15 protein-coding genes are annotated in these 16,710 nt (G+C 63.7%); 7 read left to right on the plus strand and 8 right to left on the minus strand.

Annotated elements, in window-relative coordinates; all coding sequences use genetic code 11:
* Genes EL335_RS09610 through EL335_RS09640 form a run of 7 tightly spaced genes read right to left on the minus strand, consistent with a single transcriptional unit; the run spans position 1 to position 8,134 of the window.
* Positions 1 to 1,452: a hydrogenase 4 subunit F gene (locus tag EL335_RS09610; RefSeq protein WP_126446378.1), complete on the minus strand. Its 1,452-nt coding sequence runs from the start codon at positions 1,450 to 1,452 to the stop codon at positions 1 to 3.
* Positions 1,452 to 2,120 (minus strand): formate hydrogenlyase, encoded by a 669-nt coding sequence (locus tag EL335_RS09615; protein ID WP_284155317.1) that lies wholly within the window; start codon positions 2,118 to 2,120, stop codon positions 1,452 to 1,454. The genes EL335_RS09610 and EL335_RS09615 overlap by 1 nt, the downstream gene beginning before the upstream one ends.
* Positions 2,117 to 3,064, minus strand: a complete 948-nt coding sequence (locus EL335_RS09620) for a respiratory chain complex I subunit 1 family protein (protein ID WP_126446380.1) — start codon at positions 3,062 to 3,064, stop codon at positions 2,117 to 2,119. Before EL335_RS09620 ends, EL335_RS09615 begins: the two co-directional genes overlap by 4 nt.
* Positions 3,061 to 5,061 carry a hydrogenase 4 subunit B gene (hyfB, locus tag EL335_RS09625; RefSeq protein WP_126446382.1) on the minus strand — a complete coding sequence of 667 codons (2,001 nt, stop codon included), beginning with the start codon at positions 5,059 to 5,061 and terminating at the stop codon, positions 3,061 to 3,063. The genes EL335_RS09620 and hyfB overlap by 4 nt, the downstream gene beginning before the upstream one ends.
* Before the next feature lie 10 nt (positions 5,062 to 5,071).
* Positions 5,072 to 5,632 carry an LbetaH domain-containing protein gene (locus tag EL335_RS09630; RefSeq protein ID WP_126446384.1) on the minus strand — a complete coding sequence of 187 codons (561 nt, stop codon included), beginning with the start codon at positions 5,630 to 5,632 and terminating at the stop codon, positions 5,072 to 5,074.
* A 37-nt stretch (positions 5,633 to 5,669) separates the two neighbouring features.
* The gene (locus EL335_RS09635; RefSeq protein ID WP_126446386.1) at positions 5,670 to 7,613 is read right to left on the minus strand and encodes an SLC13 family permease; all 1,944 of its coding nucleotides are present in this window, start codon (positions 7,611 to 7,613) and stop codon (positions 5,670 to 5,672) included.
* Complete coding sequence (locus EL335_RS09640; RefSeq protein ID WP_126446388.1) at positions 7,610 to 8,134, minus strand: sodium-independent anion transporter; 525 nt, start codon at positions 8,132 to 8,134, stop codon at positions 7,610 to 7,612. Before EL335_RS09640 ends, EL335_RS09635 begins: the two co-directional genes overlap by 4 nt.
* Before the next feature lie 104 nt (positions 8,135 to 8,238).
* Between EL335_RS09640 and EL335_RS09645 the strand changes: the two genes are divergently transcribed.
* From EL335_RS09645 to sulP, 5 genes are all read left to right on the plus strand, one after another.
* On the plus strand, positions 8,239 to 8,505 hold the full coding sequence (locus EL335_RS09645) for a hypothetical protein (protein WP_126446390.1): 267 nt from the start codon (positions 8,239 to 8,241) through the stop codon (positions 8,503 to 8,505).
* A 3-nt stretch (positions 8,506 to 8,508) separates the two neighbouring features.
* A complete protein-coding gene (locus EL335_RS09650; RefSeq protein ID WP_126446392.1) occupies positions 8,509 to 10,437 on the plus strand; it encodes a TSUP family transporter in 1,929 nt (642 codons plus the stop codon).
* 61 nt (positions 10,438 to 10,498) lie between these two features.
* Positions 10,499 to 11,212, plus strand: coding sequence for a response regulator transcription factor (locus EL335_RS09655; protein WP_284155318.1), 714 nt, complete (start codon positions 10,499 to 10,501; stop codon positions 11,210 to 11,212).
* 184 nt (positions 11,213 to 11,396) lie between these two features.
* Positions 11,397 to 12,746 carry a histidine kinase dimerization/phospho-acceptor domain-containing protein gene (locus EL335_RS09660; RefSeq protein WP_172600074.1) on the plus strand — a complete coding sequence of 450 codons (1,350 nt, stop codon included), beginning with the start codon at positions 11,397 to 11,399 and terminating at the stop codon, positions 12,744 to 12,746.
* Between the two features lie 68 nt (positions 12,747 to 12,814).
* On the plus strand, positions 12,815 to 15,403 hold the full coding sequence (gene sulP / locus EL335_RS09665) for a sulfate permease (RefSeq protein ID WP_126446396.1): 2,589 nt from the start codon (positions 12,815 to 12,817) through the stop codon (positions 15,401 to 15,403).
* Positions 15,404 to 15,412: 9 nt separating this feature from the next.
* Here the strand turns inward: sulP and EL335_RS09670 are convergent, their stop codons facing one another.
* On the minus strand, positions 15,413 to 15,862 hold the full coding sequence (locus EL335_RS09670) for a phosphate-starvation-inducible protein PsiE (protein WP_126446398.1): 450 nt from the start codon (positions 15,860 to 15,862) through the stop codon (positions 15,413 to 15,415).
* Between the two features lie 151 nt (positions 15,863 to 16,013).
* On the opposite strand from EL335_RS09670, the gene EL335_RS09675 reads away from it, so the two are divergent.
* Positions 16,014 to 16,142 carry a hypothetical protein gene (locus tag EL335_RS09675; RefSeq protein WP_284155319.1) on the plus strand — a complete coding sequence of 43 codons (129 nt, stop codon included), beginning with the start codon at positions 16,014 to 16,016 and terminating at the stop codon, positions 16,140 to 16,142.
* A 14-nt stretch (positions 16,143 to 16,156) separates the two neighbouring features.
* Positions 16,157 to 16,708, plus strand: coding sequence for a cob(I)yrinic acid a,c-diamide adenosyltransferase (locus tag EL335_RS09680; RefSeq protein ID WP_126447808.1), 552 nt, complete (start codon positions 16,157 to 16,159; stop codon positions 16,706 to 16,708).
* Positions 16,709 to 16,710 lie beyond the last annotated feature (2 nt).

Consider the following 16,710-nt stretch of genomic DNA (forward strand, 5'->3'; position numbering starts at 1 on the left):
CTACCCCAGCATACGCGCCGCTTCGTGGAACCAGCGCGTCAGATAAGGCGGAATCCACAGGCCCAGCATCAAGACCAGCCCCAGATGCACGAACACCGGAGTGATCGCCGGCGCGTGCGGCAGGCGTCGGGCAGCAGGCTCACCGAACACCATCGGCTGCACCTTGCCGAAGATGGCGGCGAAGGCGACTCCGAGCGCCAGGAGCAAAAGCGGCGTCGCCCAGGGGTGATATTTCATCGCATGGGTGAGGATCATGAACTCGCTGGCGAAGACGCCGAAGGGCGGCATGCCGAGGATGGCGAGCGCGCCGAGCAGCAGTCCCCAGCCGATCAGTGGGTTGATCCTGATCAGGCCGCGGATGTTTTCCATCAGCTGTGTGCCGGTCTTCTGCGCGGCGTGGCCGACGGCGAAAAAGATCGCCGACTTGGTCAGCGAATGCATCGTCATGTGCAGCAAGCCGGCGAAATTGGCCACCGTGCCGCCCATGCCGAAGGCGAAGGTGATCAGCCCCATGTGCTCGATCGACGAGTAGGCGAACATGCGCTTGATGTCTTTTTGCCGGCCGAGGAAGAATGCGGCGACCAGCAGCGTGAATAGACCGAAGCCCATCATCAGATTGCCGGCGAAGGCCACGCCGATCGCGCCGTCGGCGAGCACCTTGCTGCGCAGGATCGCATACAGGGCGACGTTGAGCAAAAGGCCGGAGAGCACCGCGGAAACCGGTGTGGGGCCCTCGGCGTGGGCATCCGGGAGCCAGTTGTGCAAGGGGGCCAAGCCCACCTTGGTGCCATAGCCGACGAACAGGAAGATGAAGGCGAGCGCCATGATGGTCGGGTCGAGGTGCTGCTTGACGCCGATGAGATGCGTCCACAACAGCGCGGTGCCGGTTTCGCCGAGTACGCGCTCGGCGGCGAAGTAGAGCAGGATGGTGCCGAACAGCGCCTGGGCGATGCCGACGCCGCAGAGGATGAAGTATTTCCACGCCGCTTCGAGGCTCGCCGGCGTGCGGTAGAGCGAGACGAGCAGTACGGTGGTCAGTGTGGCCGCCTCCATCGCCACCCAGAGAATCCCCATGTTGTTGGTGGTCAGCGCCACCAGCATCGTGAACATGAACAGCTGATACATGCTCTTGTAAAGGCGCAGGCGTGGCCGGTTGAGCTTGCCGTGGGCGCGCTCGTTCTTCATGTAGGGGTCGGAGAAGATGCTCGTCGTCATGCCGACGAAGGCGGTGAGCGTGACGAAGAAGACATTCAGCGAATCGATGAAGAAATGCTCGCCGAAGGCGAAACGCGGCCCGTGGGCGACGATTTCGAGGGTCAGCCCGGCGGCGGCGAGGAAGGTGCCGCTGCTGGCGATGATGTTCAGGTGCGGCGCCCAGTCGCGCTCGCCCAGCTTGGCGAGCAGGATGCCGGAGATGAGCGGTATGGCGAGGGTGGCGACGAATAAATCCATCAGTGCTCTTTCAGCTTTTCCATGTGATGGATGTCGAGACTGTCGAACTGGTCGCGGATCTGGAAGAAGAACACGCCGAGGATGATCACGCCGATCAGCACGTCGAGCGCGATGCCCAGCTCGACCACCATCGGCATGCCATAGGTGGCGGAGGTGGCAGCGAGGAACAAGCCGTTTTCCATCGCCAGGAAACCGACCACCTGGGTGATCGCCTTCCTGCGCGTGATCATCATCAGGAAGGCGAGCAGCACCGTGGCCAGCGCGATGCCGAGCATGCCGCGCGCGACACTCGCAGACAGCTGGGCAATCGGCAAGGCGACGTTGAAGGCGACGACCACCAGCACGATGCCGATCAGCATCGTGGTCGGAATGTTGATCAGCGCCTCGACCTCGCGCTTGATGTGCAGCATGCGCACCAGCCGATGGAGGATCCACGGCAGCAACAGGACTTTCAAGCTCAGGGTCAGCGCGGCGGAATAATAAAGATGTGTCTGGCCGGTCTTGAACGCGACGACCATGGTGGATAAAAACAGCGCCAAGCCCTGCAACGCGAACAGATCGATGACGTGGATGACGCGGCGCTGCGCGAGCATCGCAAAGGCGAGCAGCAGCATCACCGCGGCGCACAGATTGATCAGTTGGCTGGCATAGTGGGCGATGAGGTTCATGACTCCAGCAGCAGATTCACCAGCATGCCGAGCACCGCCAGCAGAAAGGCGGTGCCGAGGAATTCCGGCGCGCGGAAGATGCGCATCTTCGCATTCACGGTTTCGATCAGCGCCAGGACCGCGCCGCCGATCGCCAGCTTGACCACCAGCAGCGGTACGGCGGCCATGAGCGCGAAGACGTTGTCGCGCTCGGCGATGCCCCAAGGGAAGAACAGCGCCAGGCCGAGGCAGGAAAAGGCATACAGCTTGAGACTGGCGGCCCATTCGATGAGCGCGAGGTGACGTCCCGAGTATTCGAGGATCATCGCCTCGTGGATCATCGTCAGCTCCAGATGGGTGGCGGGATTGTCGACCGGCACGCGGGCGTTCTCGGCAAAAGAGACCATCGTGAAGGCGAGACCGGCAAAAGCGATGCTCGGATAGATATTGAGCGCGCGGTGTGCCAGCGTCTCGACGATCGTCGCCAGCGAGGTGGACTGCGCGATCAGCGCGACGGTGAAGATCACGATCAACAGCGCCGGCTCGGCCAAAAAGCCGATCATCATTTCGCGCCGACCGCCGAGGGTACCAAACGAGGTGCCGACATCCATCGCCGCCAGCGAGATAAATACCCGCGCCAGACCGAACACGCCCACCAGTGCCAGCGCATCGGCGGCCGGCGCGAGTGGCAGATCGGTCGACAGGCTGGGAATGATCGCGCTGGCGAGCAGCATGCAACCGAATACGGCATAAGGGGCGAAGCGGAACAAGGGGGATGCGCCGTGGGCGAGCACGACATCCTTGTGGAACAGCTTGTGCAGCAGGTAATACTGCTGCAGCAGCGGCGGCGCGGCACGATTCTGCAGCCAAGCACGGCACTGGTTGACCCAGCCGGTCAACAGCGGCGCGAGGAGGAGCGCCAGGACGAGGGCGAACAGCTGGCCAAAGAATCCGGTCGCACTCATGGCCGCGCCACCAGGATGAGCAAGATCAGCGTGAAGAAGCTGTACATCAGATACACGGCGATGCGTCCGCCCTGCAGGTTGGTGACCAGCGCGGACAGGCGTGCGGCAAGCCGCGCGATCGGCAGATACAGCCCATACCAGAAATGATCCTCGACCTTGACGTCGAAATACGGTTCGCGGTCGCGGAGGCTCGGAAAATGCCGCTGCATGCGAAACATCGGTGCGAAGATGCGCCGGATCGGCTGGGAAAAGCCTTCGGCGGTGTCCTGCGCGCGCGGCCCCTGGAAGTGGTAGCCGCAATCCCAGGCCGGCGAGCGGCGCAGCCGGCCATGATAGAGGCGCTTGACCACCCAGCCGCCCAACAGCACGCTGGCGGTGACGATCATGAAGAAGACCAGCGGCTCGTAGCTGGCGCGCTCGGGCGAGATCGGTGCCAGCAGCCACCAGCCCTGTGCGATGACGCGCTCGGCGAGCCCCTTGCCAAGGAGCTGCTGTGTGGCGCTGTCGATCTGCAGGATGATCGAGCCAGGGAAAAGACCGAGCAGCAAGGTGAGCAGCACCAGCCAGAAAAGGCCGAGACGCTCGCGACTACCAGCATCGTGCGCATCCTTGAGTGCCGGCTCGCGCATCTGGCCGAGAAAGATGATGCCGTAGAACTTGACCATCGCGAAGCCGGCCATCGCCGCGACGAGCACCACCGCGGCGGCAGCGACCGGCACCGTCATGTTCAGCCAACTCTGCGGCAGCCCCGGCGAGAACAAAAAGCCCTGCAGGAGCAGCCATTCGGAAATGAAGCCGGACAGCGGCGGCAGACCAGCACCGGCGAGCACACCGACCAGCGCGAGCCAGGCGACCCAGGGCATGCGGTGGATCAAGCCGCCGAGCTTACCGAGGCTGCGCTCCTTCGTCGCATGCAGCACCGAGCCGGTGGCCAGAAACAGCAGGCTCTTGAAACCGGCATGCGCCAGGCAGTGATAGAACACCGCGGTGAGCGCCAGCGCGGCGAGCGCCTCCATTCCGTATGCATGGAAGATCAACGCCAGGCCGATCGCGACGACGACCAGACCGATGTTCTCGATCGACGAGTAAGCCAGCAGGCGTTTCATGTCGGATTGCACCGTCGCATAGAGCACGCCGAACAAGGCGGTCGCCAGCCCAAGGATGAGCGCCGCCAGTCCCCACCACCACAGCGTCATGCCAGCCAGATCGAAACTGACGCGCAGCAGGCCGTAGATCGCGGTCTTCAGCATCACGCCGCTCATCAAGGCCGAGACCGGCGAGGGCGCGGCCGGGTGCGCCTCGGGCAGCCAGACATGCACCGGCAAGAGCCCCGCCTTGGCGCCGAAACCGAACAGCGCCAAAAGGTAGGCGATCGATGCCCAGAACGGCGACAGCTTCTGCGCGCGCATACCGGCAAAGCTGTAATCCCCCGCCCCACCGGTCATCACGCCGAACGAGAGCAGGATCGCGATCGCACCGACATGGGCGACGAGTAGATAGAGAAAGCCCGCGTGCCGGATCGCAGCATGCTTGTGATCGGTGGTCACCAGCAGGAAGGAAGACAGCGCCATCGTTTCCCAGGCCACCATGAAGGCGTAAGCATCGTCCGCCAACAGCACCATCAGCATGCTGGCGAGGAACACGTGATATTCCAGACACAGGGCGCCGAGGTTGATGCCGTGATCATGGCTGAAATAACCGGCCGCATAGAAGGAGATGCCGGCCGACACCAGCCCGAGCAGGAGCAGGAAGACCGCGGCAAGCGCGTCGAGGCGCAGATGGAAAGGCAGGTTGGGCAGGCCGATGGCCAGACGGGCGGTTTCCACTCCACCGCCGAGTGCGAAGAGCGCCACGGCACCGACGGCGATGCCGACCAAGGCGCCCAGCGGAAATACCACCGTGCCGACGAAACGCAGACTCCGCCCCTTGACGAGCCCGATGAAGCCCAGCGTCAGCCACAGGCCGGCGGCAATCAGCAGAGCGTCGATGGCGATCACGGCGGATGGATCAGAATTCGTTGCGGATGCGGTTGTACCCTTGCACCAAGGAGAGATTCGCCATCACCACGCTTTCGGAAAAACTCGTTGCGTCACCGGTGACGCGCTGGATGTTGGCGAGATCGGCATCCGAATGGACGTTGGTCGTCGAGGGGATGTAGAAGCCGGGTGGCACGTGGCAACCTTCGACCACCGAGTTGTGGCGCACGACCGAGCCGTCGCCGACCGTACAATTGAACAACACCGAGTTGAAGCCAATGAAGACCTTGTCGCCGACCGTGCAAGGCCCATGGACGATGGAACGGTGCGCGATCGAAGTCGCGCGGCCGATCGTCACCCCGCCGCCGGCCTTGCAGTGGATCACCACGCCGTCCTGGATGTTGGAGCCGGCCTTGATGACGATCGGCTCCATCTCGCCCTTTTCATCCACCTCGTCGGCGCGGATCACCGCGTAGGGGCCAATGAAGACGTTTTCTTCGACGATCACCTTGCCGCAGAGGATCGCCGTGGGGTCGACGAAGGCCGACTCATGCACGATCGGCAGATCGCCGCTGGGATTTTTGCGAATCATGACCTTGCGCTCGGAAAAGCCACGATTCTATCCGACTTCAAAAGACGAGGTTAAGCATCACCATCAGCACCGCGATGAACAATACGGTCATGATGCCGCCGGCGCGCATGTAGTCGGCGACGCGGTAACCGCCCGGCCCCATCAATAACGCATTCACCTGGTGGGTGGGCAGGAAGAAAGAGTTCGAGGTCGCCAGCGCCACGGTGAGCGCGAACACCGCCGGATTGGCGCCGGCGCCGATCGCGATATTCACCGCCAGCGGCACCAGCAGCACGGTGGCGCCGACGTTGGACATCACCAGCGTGAAGAACGTCGCCAGCACCGCGATGGCGAGCTGGATCACCCACACCGGTGTGCCGCCGAGCAGCGTCAGCGTCTGCTCGGCGATCCACTTCGCCGTACCGCTCGTCTCTACCGCCAGGCCGAGGGGAATCAGGCTCGCGAGCAGGAACACCGACTTCCAGCTCACCGCCCGGTAGGCTTCCTCGATGTTCAGCACGCGGCTGAGGATCATGCCGATCGCGCCGGTCATCAGGGCGACTGACAGCGTGATCTTGGTCGAGAGGATCAGGCCGAGTGCGATGCCGAAACAGATCAACGCCGCCCTGACCTTGTGTGGCCGCAGCTCTTCGTGCGGATATTCGGTGGTGACGACGACGAAGTTGCGATCTTTCTCGATGTGCGCAAGCGCCGCCCAAGGCGTGTGCACGATCAGCGCATCACCTGCCTGGAACGGCAGGTCGCGAATGCCATCGCCCTCGCGGAGCGTTTGCCCCGCGCGATGCAGCGCCACCAGCGCAAGACCATAGGTTTTTCTCAACCAGACGTCACGCGCACTCTTGCCGATCAGATCCGAGCCGGGCGGGATGACCACTTCGGCGATCCCGGCCTTGTTGGGCGCCAGCGTATCGGCAAAGGCGACGAGTTCGGGCCGGAAAACCAGTCCATGCTCGGCGGCGAAGGCATCGAGTTTCTCCGGCGCGCCCAACACACCCAGCACGCAGCCCGCCTCGATGGCGACGTCGCGCGCCACTCCGCCAGGACCAATGCGCAGATCGTCTGCACCGCGCAGCATGGCGATGACGCGCAGCCGCCATGGCTTTTCGATCTCTTCGAGCGTCTTGCCGACCAAGGGACTGCCCGCCGGCACCTCGACCTCTCGCAGCGCGTAATCGAGGCCATAGACCTCGCGGTAATAATCCATGGTGCTCGCGCCGCTGGTCATGTCCTCTTCGGCCTTGGCCGGCAACACGTAACGGCCGGCGAGCACGAAATAGGCGATACCGGAAGCGAGCAGCGCCAGCCCGATCGGCGTGACGGTGAACAATGGCCAGGTCTGCATCTGCTGATCCGGCGGCAACGCCTTGTTCGAGGCAAGGATCAGGTCATTGAGGAGAATCAACGGGGACGAGCCAACCATCGTGATGGTGCCGCCGAGGATCGCGCTAAAGCCCATCGGCATCAACAAGCGCGACATCGGCAGCCCGGTGCGCGCCGAGATGCGCGCGACCACCGGCAGGAAGAGCGCCGCTGCACCGACGTTCTGCATGAAGCTGGAAATGAAGCCGACGGTACCGGAAATGGCCGGAATGATGCGTGCTTCGGTACGACCGGCGACGCGCAGGATGAAGCCGGCCACCTGACCCATCAGGCCCGTCTTGTCGAGCCCAGCGCCGATGATCATCACCGCGATGATCGAGACTACCGCGTTGCCGGAAAAGCCGCGGAACAGCTCCGCCCCCTGCACCAGCGGACGGGCAAGCCCGAGCCAATCGTGAAAGTGGCTCACCAGGCCGAGGAACACCATCACCGTCACGGCGGCGACGTCGACACCGACCACCTCGAACGCGAACAGATAGACGGTGAGCATCAGGATGCCGAACACGACGGCGATTTCACGCGACGGCACGAGGCTGGCGACGACGAGCCAGACGAGGAAAAAAATCGCAGCGGCGATGATGGGCTTGAGATTTTTCTTCATGGAGTCATGCTCAAAGTGGAAGGTCGGCGCTGGCAAGACGGCAGCGGAGGATCATGTGGCTTGGCGCAACAGCGTGCCGCGGGCTTCGATGCCGGCGGCGGCGCGGCGGTAGGCTTCCTCGATCGCGGCTTCGACAGTGCCGAAGACTTCTCGGCGCCGATCGCCTCCATCAGGCCGGTGGCTTGCATCACATCGCGCACCTGTTTCTTGAGGCCGCCAAAGAGCAGAGTCACGCCATTGGTGCGCAGACGTTCGACGAGATGGTGGATCACCTCTTCGCCCGAGGCATCGATCTCGTTGATCGCATCGCCGACGACGATCAGGTATTTCATCTGTGGATGCTCGGCCACCGCTTCGAGCACCGCGTCCTCGAACCAGGCGACGTTGGCGAAATACAGCCGTCCGTCGAAGCGCACCGCGACCACCGTTTTCGCACCACCGCGATAGGGCAGCCAGCGCAGGAAGGGCAGGAAGCGTTGCAGACGAGGGGAGATGTTCGCCATCATAGTCTTCACGCTCATTTCACTAATCCGGTGATATTACCCAAGTCGTCAGCAAAGCGTTTCAAGCCTGCTTATCCCAGGATCAGAGCGGCCAATCGCCACATTCGAGGGGAGGTTTTGCCATGGTTCACGACCGACGCCTTTGGGCGAAAACGATTTTCTGGGGCGCCGTGACCGCCCTGCTCTACACGTTGCTGTTCATCGAATCCGATCGGGTGATCGAGCTTTCGCGCACCGCGCGCGAGCATCCTTGGCAGGTACTGGTACCGATCGCGATCGCCTTTGCCATTTCCTTCACGCATGGCGCCTTCACGGGCCTGTTTTGGGAGGTCATGGGCCTCAAAGCGGCGCCGAAGAGTAAGGCGCCCCAGACGGCAGGACAGGAGTGAGCGATGGAACAGCTCCAATTCATCGAACTGAACGCCGCGACGGTATTCCTGCTCGTCTTGATCGGCTTCATCGGCGGCATGGTCTCCGGCTTCATCGGCTCCGGCGGCGCCTTCGTGCTGACGCCGGCGATGATGTCGCTCGGCGCGCCGGCGATGGTGGCGGTGGCCTCGAACATCTGTCACAAGTTCCCGAAAGCCTTGGTCGGCGCAGTCAAGCGCCACAAATACGGGCAGGTCGATGTCAAGCTCGGCGTGATCCTCGGCGTCTTCGCCGAAGCCGGCATGCTCAGTGGCAAGCACGTGATGACCACGATCAAGCAGCACTTCGGCACCGCCGGCACGAACCTGTATGTTTCGGCGGTGTTCATCGTCGTGCTGGCGATCGTCGGTGGCTATGTGTTGCGCGATTACCGACGCCTCAAACGGCTCGACGAGAAAGGCGAGCTCCCGATCAGCGAGACGCCGAAGCTCGCCCGCTGGGTGCAGTCGGTGCGCATTCCCGGCACGATGATCTATTTTCCGAGCGCCCAGGCCGAGCTATCACTCCTGTTCGTGATCCCGATCGGATTCTTGACCGGCATGCTGGCCGCGACGATCGCCGTCGGTGGCTTCATCGGCGTGCCGGCGATGATCTATCTGCTCGGTGTGCCGGCCTTGATGGCCTCGGCCACCGAGCTCGTGACTGCCTTCGTGATGGGGCTGGGCGGCGCGATCTTCTACGGCCTCGAAGGCGCGGTCGATGTACGCCTGTCGATGCTGATCCTGCTCGGCTCGTTGTTCGGCATCCAGCTCGGCGCGATCGGCACCACCTACGTCAAGGACTATCAGGTCAAGCGCGTGATGGCGGTGATCATGCTCACGGTGCTGTTTTCACGCTTTTTCTACCTGCCCGGCTATCTCTCCGAGCTTTCCCTGATCGAGACGCTCTCCCATGAGACGGTCGGCACGTTGAAGACGCTCGGCGATTCGGTGCTCGCGGTGGCGCTGATCCTTGGCGCGGTCAGCGTGCTCACTTCGCTGACCCGTGGCATCGCCGAGCATCGCAAGCTCGAAATGCAGCGCGAGCTCGAAGCCAGCCTCGCCCGCCTGGCCCCCGCCGCCAAACCGATCGAACCGGCGGCGCGGATCGGCCGCATCCTGATCGCCCATGATGGCTCCGAATACAGCCAAGGCGCGCTCGTCACCGCCGATCGGCTGGCACAGGCGCTCGACGCGGAACTACTGGTCGTCTCGGTCGCCGTGGTCAATCCGGAATACGCCACCGCAGTGCCGGAGCTGCGCGCCACAGCCCTCGAGCGGGCCGAAGCCGCGGCGCGCGCCGGACGGGAACGAGCCGGCGCCGCCCAACGCAGCCAGCTCGTCGTCGAAGCCGAGGATCCTTATCGCGGTATCGTCGAGGCGGCCGAAGAAGCGCGCGCCGACCTGATCGCGATCGGCCGGCGCGGCAAACGGGGGCTGGCGCGCGACCTGATCGGCGATGCCACCGCCAAGGTGATCGGCCATGCCAGCTGTCCGGTGCTGGTCTGCCCGCGCAGCGCAGATCTTGGCAGCGGCCCGCTGCTCGCGGCCACCGACGGCTCGCGTCATGGCGATGCGGCGGCCTGGTATGCCGGCAAGCTCGCCCAACGGCTCGGGCGCGGACTGATCGTCGTCTCCGCGGTATTGCCCGACCAAACCGATGCACGCCGGCGCGAGGCGGTCGCTGCCGTCGAGCGCGCCGAGACCGCTTTCAAGGACGCTTTGCCGCTGCTCAAAGGCATCGTCGCCAGTGGCAGGGCGCATGAGGCCATCCTCGAAGCGATGCGCCAGCACGAGGCAGCACTCGTCGTCATCGGCAGCCACGGCCGCACCGGTCTCGAGCGGCTACTGTTGGGTTCGGTGGCGGAGCGGGTGATCGGTTTGGCGGATCGGCCGGTATTGGTCGTGCGGTGAAGCCAGTGCCGTCTCGCCAGCGCCGAGTTTCGACACGGCGGTCTTGGACGATAATGGGAGCATGCCGAAACCGCCGCTGAAACTGCTGATCATCGAAGACGACGCCGATCTCGCCGCCAACCTCTCGGATCATTTCACGGCGCGCGGACATTTCGTCGATGTCGCCGCCGACGGCAAGGCCGGATTGCATCTCGCAGCGACCGAAAACTTCGATGCGCTCCTGCTCGATCTGGTGCTACCCGGAGTCGATGGCCTCGAGCTGATCCGCCGCTTGCGCGAGGAGATCGGCCGCACCACGCCGATCCTGGTGATTTCGGCGCGCGACACCGTGGCTGAGCGCATCGCGGGATTAGGCGTCGGTGCCGACGATTATCTCGTCAAGCCTTTCGCGCTCGCCGAAGCCGAGGCACGTGTGCTGGCGCTGGTGCGCCGCGCGCGCCAAGCAGTGGCGAAGACGCGCATCCGTTGCGGCGAACTCGTCTATGACAGCATCAGCCTGCGCGCCGCCTACCGGGGCCGGCCGCTCGATCTGGCGCCGATTCCCTTGCGCATCCTGGAAATGCTGATGCGCGCCAGTCCCCGTGTGGTGCGCCGCGGCGAGCTCGAACGCGCGTTGTGGGGCAATGCGCCGACCCCCTCCGATGCGCTGCGCAGCCATCTCTATGCCCTGCGCAGCACGCTTGCGGCGGCCGGCGCGCCGGATGCGACGATCGAGACCGTGCGCGGCATCGGCTGGCGGCTGACCGTTCCTACCACCGATGCAGCAACGGATTAGGGAAACGCTGAAGAAGGCCGCGAGCGGGATGCAGCGCAAGGCGCAGTGAGCGCAGCGACTGAGAAAACGAGCCGAAGGCGAAGTTTCGGTGCAGGCTAACAGGAGCGATGCGCAAGTTATGCCAGAACCACCTAACAATGAGTTAGGCGCGGGAGCGACAACGAAGTTGCGGCGAAGGCTCACTTTGGCTTTGCCGAGGTCAAGCGAAGCGGCCGAAGCCAACACCGCGCAACGCAGCGAGGCGCCCGCGCAGCAACTAATTCAGCGTTTCCTTAGCCTGCGCGCGCGGCTGGCGCTCAGCTTCGCTGCCTTTGGCGCCTTCGTCGTGGTCGTGCTGTCGCTGGCGATCGCCTATGGTGCCCACGACGTCGCCCGTCGACTGATGGATCAGACGCTTTCCGCCGAGATCGAGGACTACATCGCTCGGCGTGCTCGCAATCCCGCCTCGCTGCCGCCATCCGCCGTGGGCTTGCGCGGCTTCATCTCGCCCAGCGACGCCAGCGACGAACGGCAGCCGCCGGCCGTGCGAGCGCTGCCGCCAGGCCGCCATGAAATCGTTTTCGAGGGCACGCCATATCGTGTCGCCATCGAAGTGCGCGACGGCTGGCGTTATGTGATCCTGTTCGATGAAACAAGACAGAAACGGCGCGAGGCGCGCTTTACTGCCTGGCTCGTTGGCGGCGCGCTTGCGGTGATCCTGCTGGCCTTTCTCGGCGCCTGGCATCTGGCGGGTCGGGCACTGGCACCGCTCTCAAGCTTGACGGCCGCGATCGCGCAGGCCGATGTCGATCGACCGCCCGTCCTGCCGGATAGCGGCGATCCCGCCGACGAGCTGCACACGCTGGCCGAAGCCTTCCGGCGCTACCAGACACGGCTGCAGCGCTTCGTCGAGCGCGAACGCGCCTTCACCGCCGACGCGAGCCACGAGCTGCGCACGCCGCTGGCGGTGATCCAGGGCGCAGCCGAATTGCTCGCCCATGATGAGACGCTTTCGACAACGCAACGCGAGCGCGCTGCGCGGATCGAACGCGCTTGCCAGCGGCTCGCCGAGCTCGTCGAAGCCTTGTTGCTGCTCGCGCGCGAAGAGACGACCCGCGGCGAGTGCGATGCCGTCGTCGTGGCGCATGAAACATGCGAGCGCCATGCCGCGCTTTGTCAGCAACGCCGCTTGCGCGTCGCGTTGAGTGCGCCACAGACGCTGAAGCTACCGATCGCGGCACCACTATTGGCCATCCTCATCGGCAACCTGCTGCGCAATGCCTGCGAACATGCGCAAAGCCGCGTCGACATCGAGTTGACCGAAACGGCACTGAAGTTGCGCGACGACGGCCCTGGGATGAGCGAAGAAGAGCTCGCCCATGCTCAAGAGCGCTACTGGCGCGGCCCAGAAAGCCGTGGCGCCGGCATCGGGCTTGCGTTGGTCGCGCGCATCTGCGAGCTGGCCGGCTTTTCATTGCAGCTGACCCATGTGCCAGAAAAGGGCTTTATCGTCGAAGTGATTTTTTCGAAGTCTGGTGGCGCGGCGCAGATTTGACATTGCCTTCACGAAACGCGGGGATAATTCGCCTTTTCCCGTTTCAGCATTTCTGAATATTCCCCACCATGCCCAACGCTATTGTCCGCCTTTCCCGCATCTTCCCCTTCCTCCGCTGGTGGCCGCTGGTCACGAAACAAACCCTGCGTGACGATCTGATCGCGGGGATCACCGGCGCCTTGATCGTGCTGCCGCAGGGGGTCGCCTTCGCGATCATCGCCGGACTGCCGCCGCAATATGGTCTCTATGCCGCGATGGTGCCGGCGATCGTCGGTGCACTGTTCGGCTCTTCCTGGCACCTGGTCTCGGGCCCGACCACGGCAATCTCGATCGCCGTCTTCGCCGCACTCTCCCACACTGCCGAGCCCGGCTCGCCGCAATACATCCAGTTGGTCCTGACACTCACTTTCCTGGTGGGCGTCTTCGAGCTCATTCTGGGATTGGCGCGTCTGGGCGCACTGGTCAATTTCATCTCGCACAGCGTCGTGATCGGCTTCACCGCAGGCGCGGCGATCCTGATCGCCGCCAGCCAGGTGAAGAACTTCTTCGGCATCCCGATCCCGCGCGGCACGCCGTTTTACGAAATCCTCCACCAGCTGTTCGTGCAGTTTTTCGCGATCAACCCGTGGGTCCTGTCGGTCAGCCTCGTCACGCTGGCCACGGGCATCCTGACCAAGAAATACTTCAAGAAGATCCCCTACATGATCGCGGCGATGATCGTCGGCTCGCTGTTTGCCGAGGCGCTCAATCTCTGGCAGGGGCAGGAGGTCACCGGCATCAAGACGGTCGGCGCGCTGCCGGCCGGCCTGCCGCCATTGTCGCTGCCCGACTTTTCACCCGCCGCCATCAAAGCCACGCTCGCGCCGGCATTGGTGATCACGATGCTGGCGCTCACCGAAGCGGTCTCGATCGCGCGCGCGATCGCCGTGCGCTCGGAGCAGCGCATCGATGGCAACCAGGAATTCATCGGCCAGGGCTTGTCGAACATCGTCGGCAGCTTCTTCTCCGCCTACGCTTCGTCCGGTTCGTTCAACCGTTCCGGCGTCAATTACGAGGCCGGCGCCAAGACCCCGCTCGCTTCGGTGTTCGCCTCGCTTTCGCTGGTATTGATCCTGCTCGCGGTAGCGCCCTTGGCCGCCTATCTGCCCACCGCGGCAATGGCCGGCATCCTGTTTTTGGTCGCCTGGGGGCTGATCGACTTTACTCACATCACCCATATCTGGCATACCAGCAAGGCGGAATCGGCGATCCTCGCCACCTCGCTCATCGGCACGCTGGTCAATCTCGAGGCTGGCATCTTCCTCGGCATCTTCCTGTCGCTGTTGATGTTCCTCTACCGCACCTCGAAACCGGAGATGATCCCGGTGGTGCCGGCGCCCGAAGAAGGGGCGTATCACTTCGTGCGCGCGAAGGGGCGGCCGGAATGTCCGCAGCTCAGGATCCTGCGCGTCACCGGCTCGCTCTATTTCGGTGCCGCCAGCCACGTGCAAGCCGTGCTGCAACAGATCGACGAGGACAACCCGCTGCAAAAGTCGGTGCTGCTCACCTGCTCGGGGCTTTCCTACATCGACATCGCCGGCGCGGAGGTGCTGGCGCAGGAAGCACGGCGGCGCCGGCGGCTGGGTGGCGGGCTTTACTTTTACCGCCTCAACCAGACCAACATGGCGCTCCTGCGCCAGGGCGGCTATGTCGATGAAATCGGCGCCGGCGCTTTCTTCCCGGTGATGACCAACGTCACCGGCGCGCTCTACTGGACGCTTGATCCGAATGTCTGTCGCACCTGCAAGACGCGCATCTTCAAGGAATGCAATAGCGGCATCCTGCCCGATGGCTTCCGCCGCCAGCGCCTCATGCTCGCCACCGACGGCAGCGAATTCAGCCATGCGCCGGAGGAAATCGCGATCCAGATCGCCAAGAGCTTCGGCGTCACGCTCGACGTGATGACGATGGTCGAATCTCCCGCCGACGACGAGATCGCCCATGCGCGCCTGGCGCAAACCGAACGCAAGGCCAATCTCGCCGGTGTCGCCTGCGAACCCCTCGTGCGTTATGGCAAGCAGCCGTGCGTCGAGGTGGTCGCCGCGGCGCGAGCTGCCGACAGCAACATCCTCGTCATCGGCCGGCGGCCGCCTCGTGGCAACATCAAGGAGCGCCTCGTCGGCGACATCGCCCAGCAGATCCTGATCCAGTCGCCCTGCCATGTGCTGATCGCCAACTGGCAAGCGCAGCCGATCAGCCGCCGCATTCTCGTCGCCAGTGACGGTTCATTGATTTCCACCACCGCTGCCGAAGTCGCTACACAAATCGCCAAGGCCATGAACCTCCCGGTCACAGTGCTCGCCGCCGCGACCACCGACGCCGAGCGTGCCCGCGCCGAGCAGGACCTCGCCGAGAAGATCGGCCTGATGAAGATCGAAGGCGTGACGGCCGAGAGCCTGATCGTCGCAAGGCCGCCGACCGAGGCAATCATCGAAACGGCGCAGGACATCGGCGCCGACCTCGTCGTGATCGGCAACGATCAGCGCAAGGGTTTGGCCCGCACACTCGCTGGGCAGACCACTGATCGCGTCATCGGTGGGCTTGCCTGCGCGGTGCTGGTCGTCAAACGTCCGCCGGAACCCGAAGCGCTCATCGAGGCGGTGAATAAACAAGCATAGAAGCCCGCTTCACTCTTTGACGAAGGGCTTCTCTGTGCCTGCCGTCTCGGCATCCTCGCGGTAGGGAAAACGCACATGGCCGTAGCGGATCAAGAGCACGCCGAGCGTCAAAAGGAAGATGGCGAATGCAACGGCCAGCATGCGCCATTCGGTCATCTCCTTGATGTCGAGGATCAGATAGCGCGCCAATGCGACGATGGCGATGTACATCGGAAAGCGCACCGGCAGCTGGCCGGACTTGAAATACTGGCCGATCATCGCCAGCACTTCGAGATAGAGAAACATCAGCAGCAGATCGGCAAGCTGCACCCGACTGGCGTGGACCATCACCAGCACCTCGTGATACATCGCCACCGCAGTGGCGATGCCGATCACCATCAGACCAAGATATTCGACCAGATCGAGACCGCGGCTGAAGGCATGCCGTAGGCGATCGAAACTGTGGGAGCGGATGTCCATCGGATGGATAAAATAACCTGGTGCAGCGAGTCTAGCCCAGATTGCCCATTAACAGATAACAGGCTTTCCTCGAACATCTATTGGCGGCGAGAGGATAAACTTTCGCCACCGCTGCGCCATCAGCATTTCCATAAACCGGCAGGGAAGCATCATGGCAAAACAGTACATGGCAGTCATCGAACGCTGCCCGCAAACCGGGCTTTACGTCGGCAAAATCCCGGGTTTTCCCGGTACGCACAGTCAGGTCGATGAACAGGGCAATCTGCCAGTGCCGTTTTGATTCTGCTGACTATCATGGGCTACCGACTTTCCAAAATCTATACCCGCACCGGCGATGCCGGCACCACTGGGCTGGGCGACGGCTCGCGCGTCAACAAGGATGCGCCGCGTATCGCGGCACTGGGCGAGGTCGACGAACTGAATGCCGTGATCGGCCTCATGCTGTGCGAGGAGATGCCCAGCGAGGTGCGCACGTTGTTGCTGGGCGTGCAGCATGATCTCTTCGATCTCGGCGGCGAGCTCTCCGTGCCCGGCGGCGCGTTTCTCAAGGACACACAGCCGGCGCGGCTGGAGGTCGCAATCGACCGCTTCAATGCGGAACTTGCGCCTCTCAAGGAATTCATCCTACCCGGCGGCACACGCGCCGCGGCACTGACCCATCTCGCGCGCACCGTCTGCCGCCGCGCCGAGCGTGCTCTGGTCACGCTCGCCCAGCACGAAACGGTGACCGAGGCGGCGCGCCAGTATCTGAACCGCCTCTCCGACCTCCTCTTCGTGCTCGCGCGCTGGTTGAATAAAACGGCCGGTCATGGCGATGTGTTATGGCAAAAGGGACTCAACGCCTGAAT

Source organism: Sulfuricystis multivorans, assembly GCF_003966565.1.
In the GTDB taxonomy this organism is placed as follows: domain Bacteria; phylum Pseudomonadota; class Gammaproteobacteria; order Burkholderiales; family Rhodocyclaceae; genus Sulfuricystis; species Sulfuricystis multivorans.

Coding starts and splice junctions, on each gene's coding strand:
- EL335_RS09610 (WP_126446378.1), bottom strand. CDS start 1,452: ATGGATTTATTCGTCGCCACCCTCGCCATACCGCTCATCTCCGGCATC.
- EL335_RS09615 (WP_284155317.1), bottom strand. CDS start 2,120: ATGAACCTCATCGCCCACTATGCCAGCCAACTGATCAATCTGTGCGCC.
- EL335_RS09620 (WP_126446380.1), bottom strand. CDS start 3,064: ATGAGTGCGACCGGATTCTTTGGCCAGCTGTTCGCCCTCGTCCTGGCG.
- EL335_RS09630 (WP_126446384.1), bottom strand. CDS start 5,632: ATGATTCGCAAAAATCCCAGCGGCGATCTGCCGATCGTGCATGAGTCG.
- EL335_RS09635 (WP_126446386.1), bottom strand. CDS start 7,613: ATGAAGAAAAATCTCAAGCCCATCATCGCCGCTGCGATTTTTTTCCTC.
- EL335_RS09640 (WP_126446388.1), bottom strand. CDS start 8,134: ATGAGCGTGAAGACTATGATGGCGAACATCTCCCCTCGTCTGCAACGC.
- EL335_RS09645 (WP_126446390.1), top strand. CDS start 8,239: ATGGTTCACGACCGACGCCTTTGGGCGAAAACGATTTTCTGGGGCGCC.
- EL335_RS09650 (WP_126446392.1), top strand. CDS start 8,509: ATGGAACAGCTCCAATTCATCGAACTGAACGCCGCGACGGTATTCCTG.
- EL335_RS09655 (WP_284155318.1), top strand. CDS start 10,499: ATGCCGAAACCGCCGCTGAAACTGCTGATCATCGAAGACGACGCCGAT.
- sulP (WP_126446396.1), top strand. CDS start 12,815: ATGCCCAACGCTATTGTCCGCCTTTCCCGCATCTTCCCCTTCCTCCGC.
- EL335_RS09670 (WP_126446398.1), bottom strand. CDS start 15,862: ATGGACATCCGCTCCCACAGTTTCGATCGCCTACGGCATGCCTTCAGC.
- EL335_RS09675 (WP_284155319.1), top strand. CDS start 16,014: ATGGCAAAACAGTACATGGCAGTCATCGAACGCTGCCCGCAAACCGGG.
- EL335_RS09680 (WP_126447808.1), top strand. CDS start 16,157: ATGGGCTACCGACTTTCCAAAATCTATACCCGCACCGGCGATGCCGGC.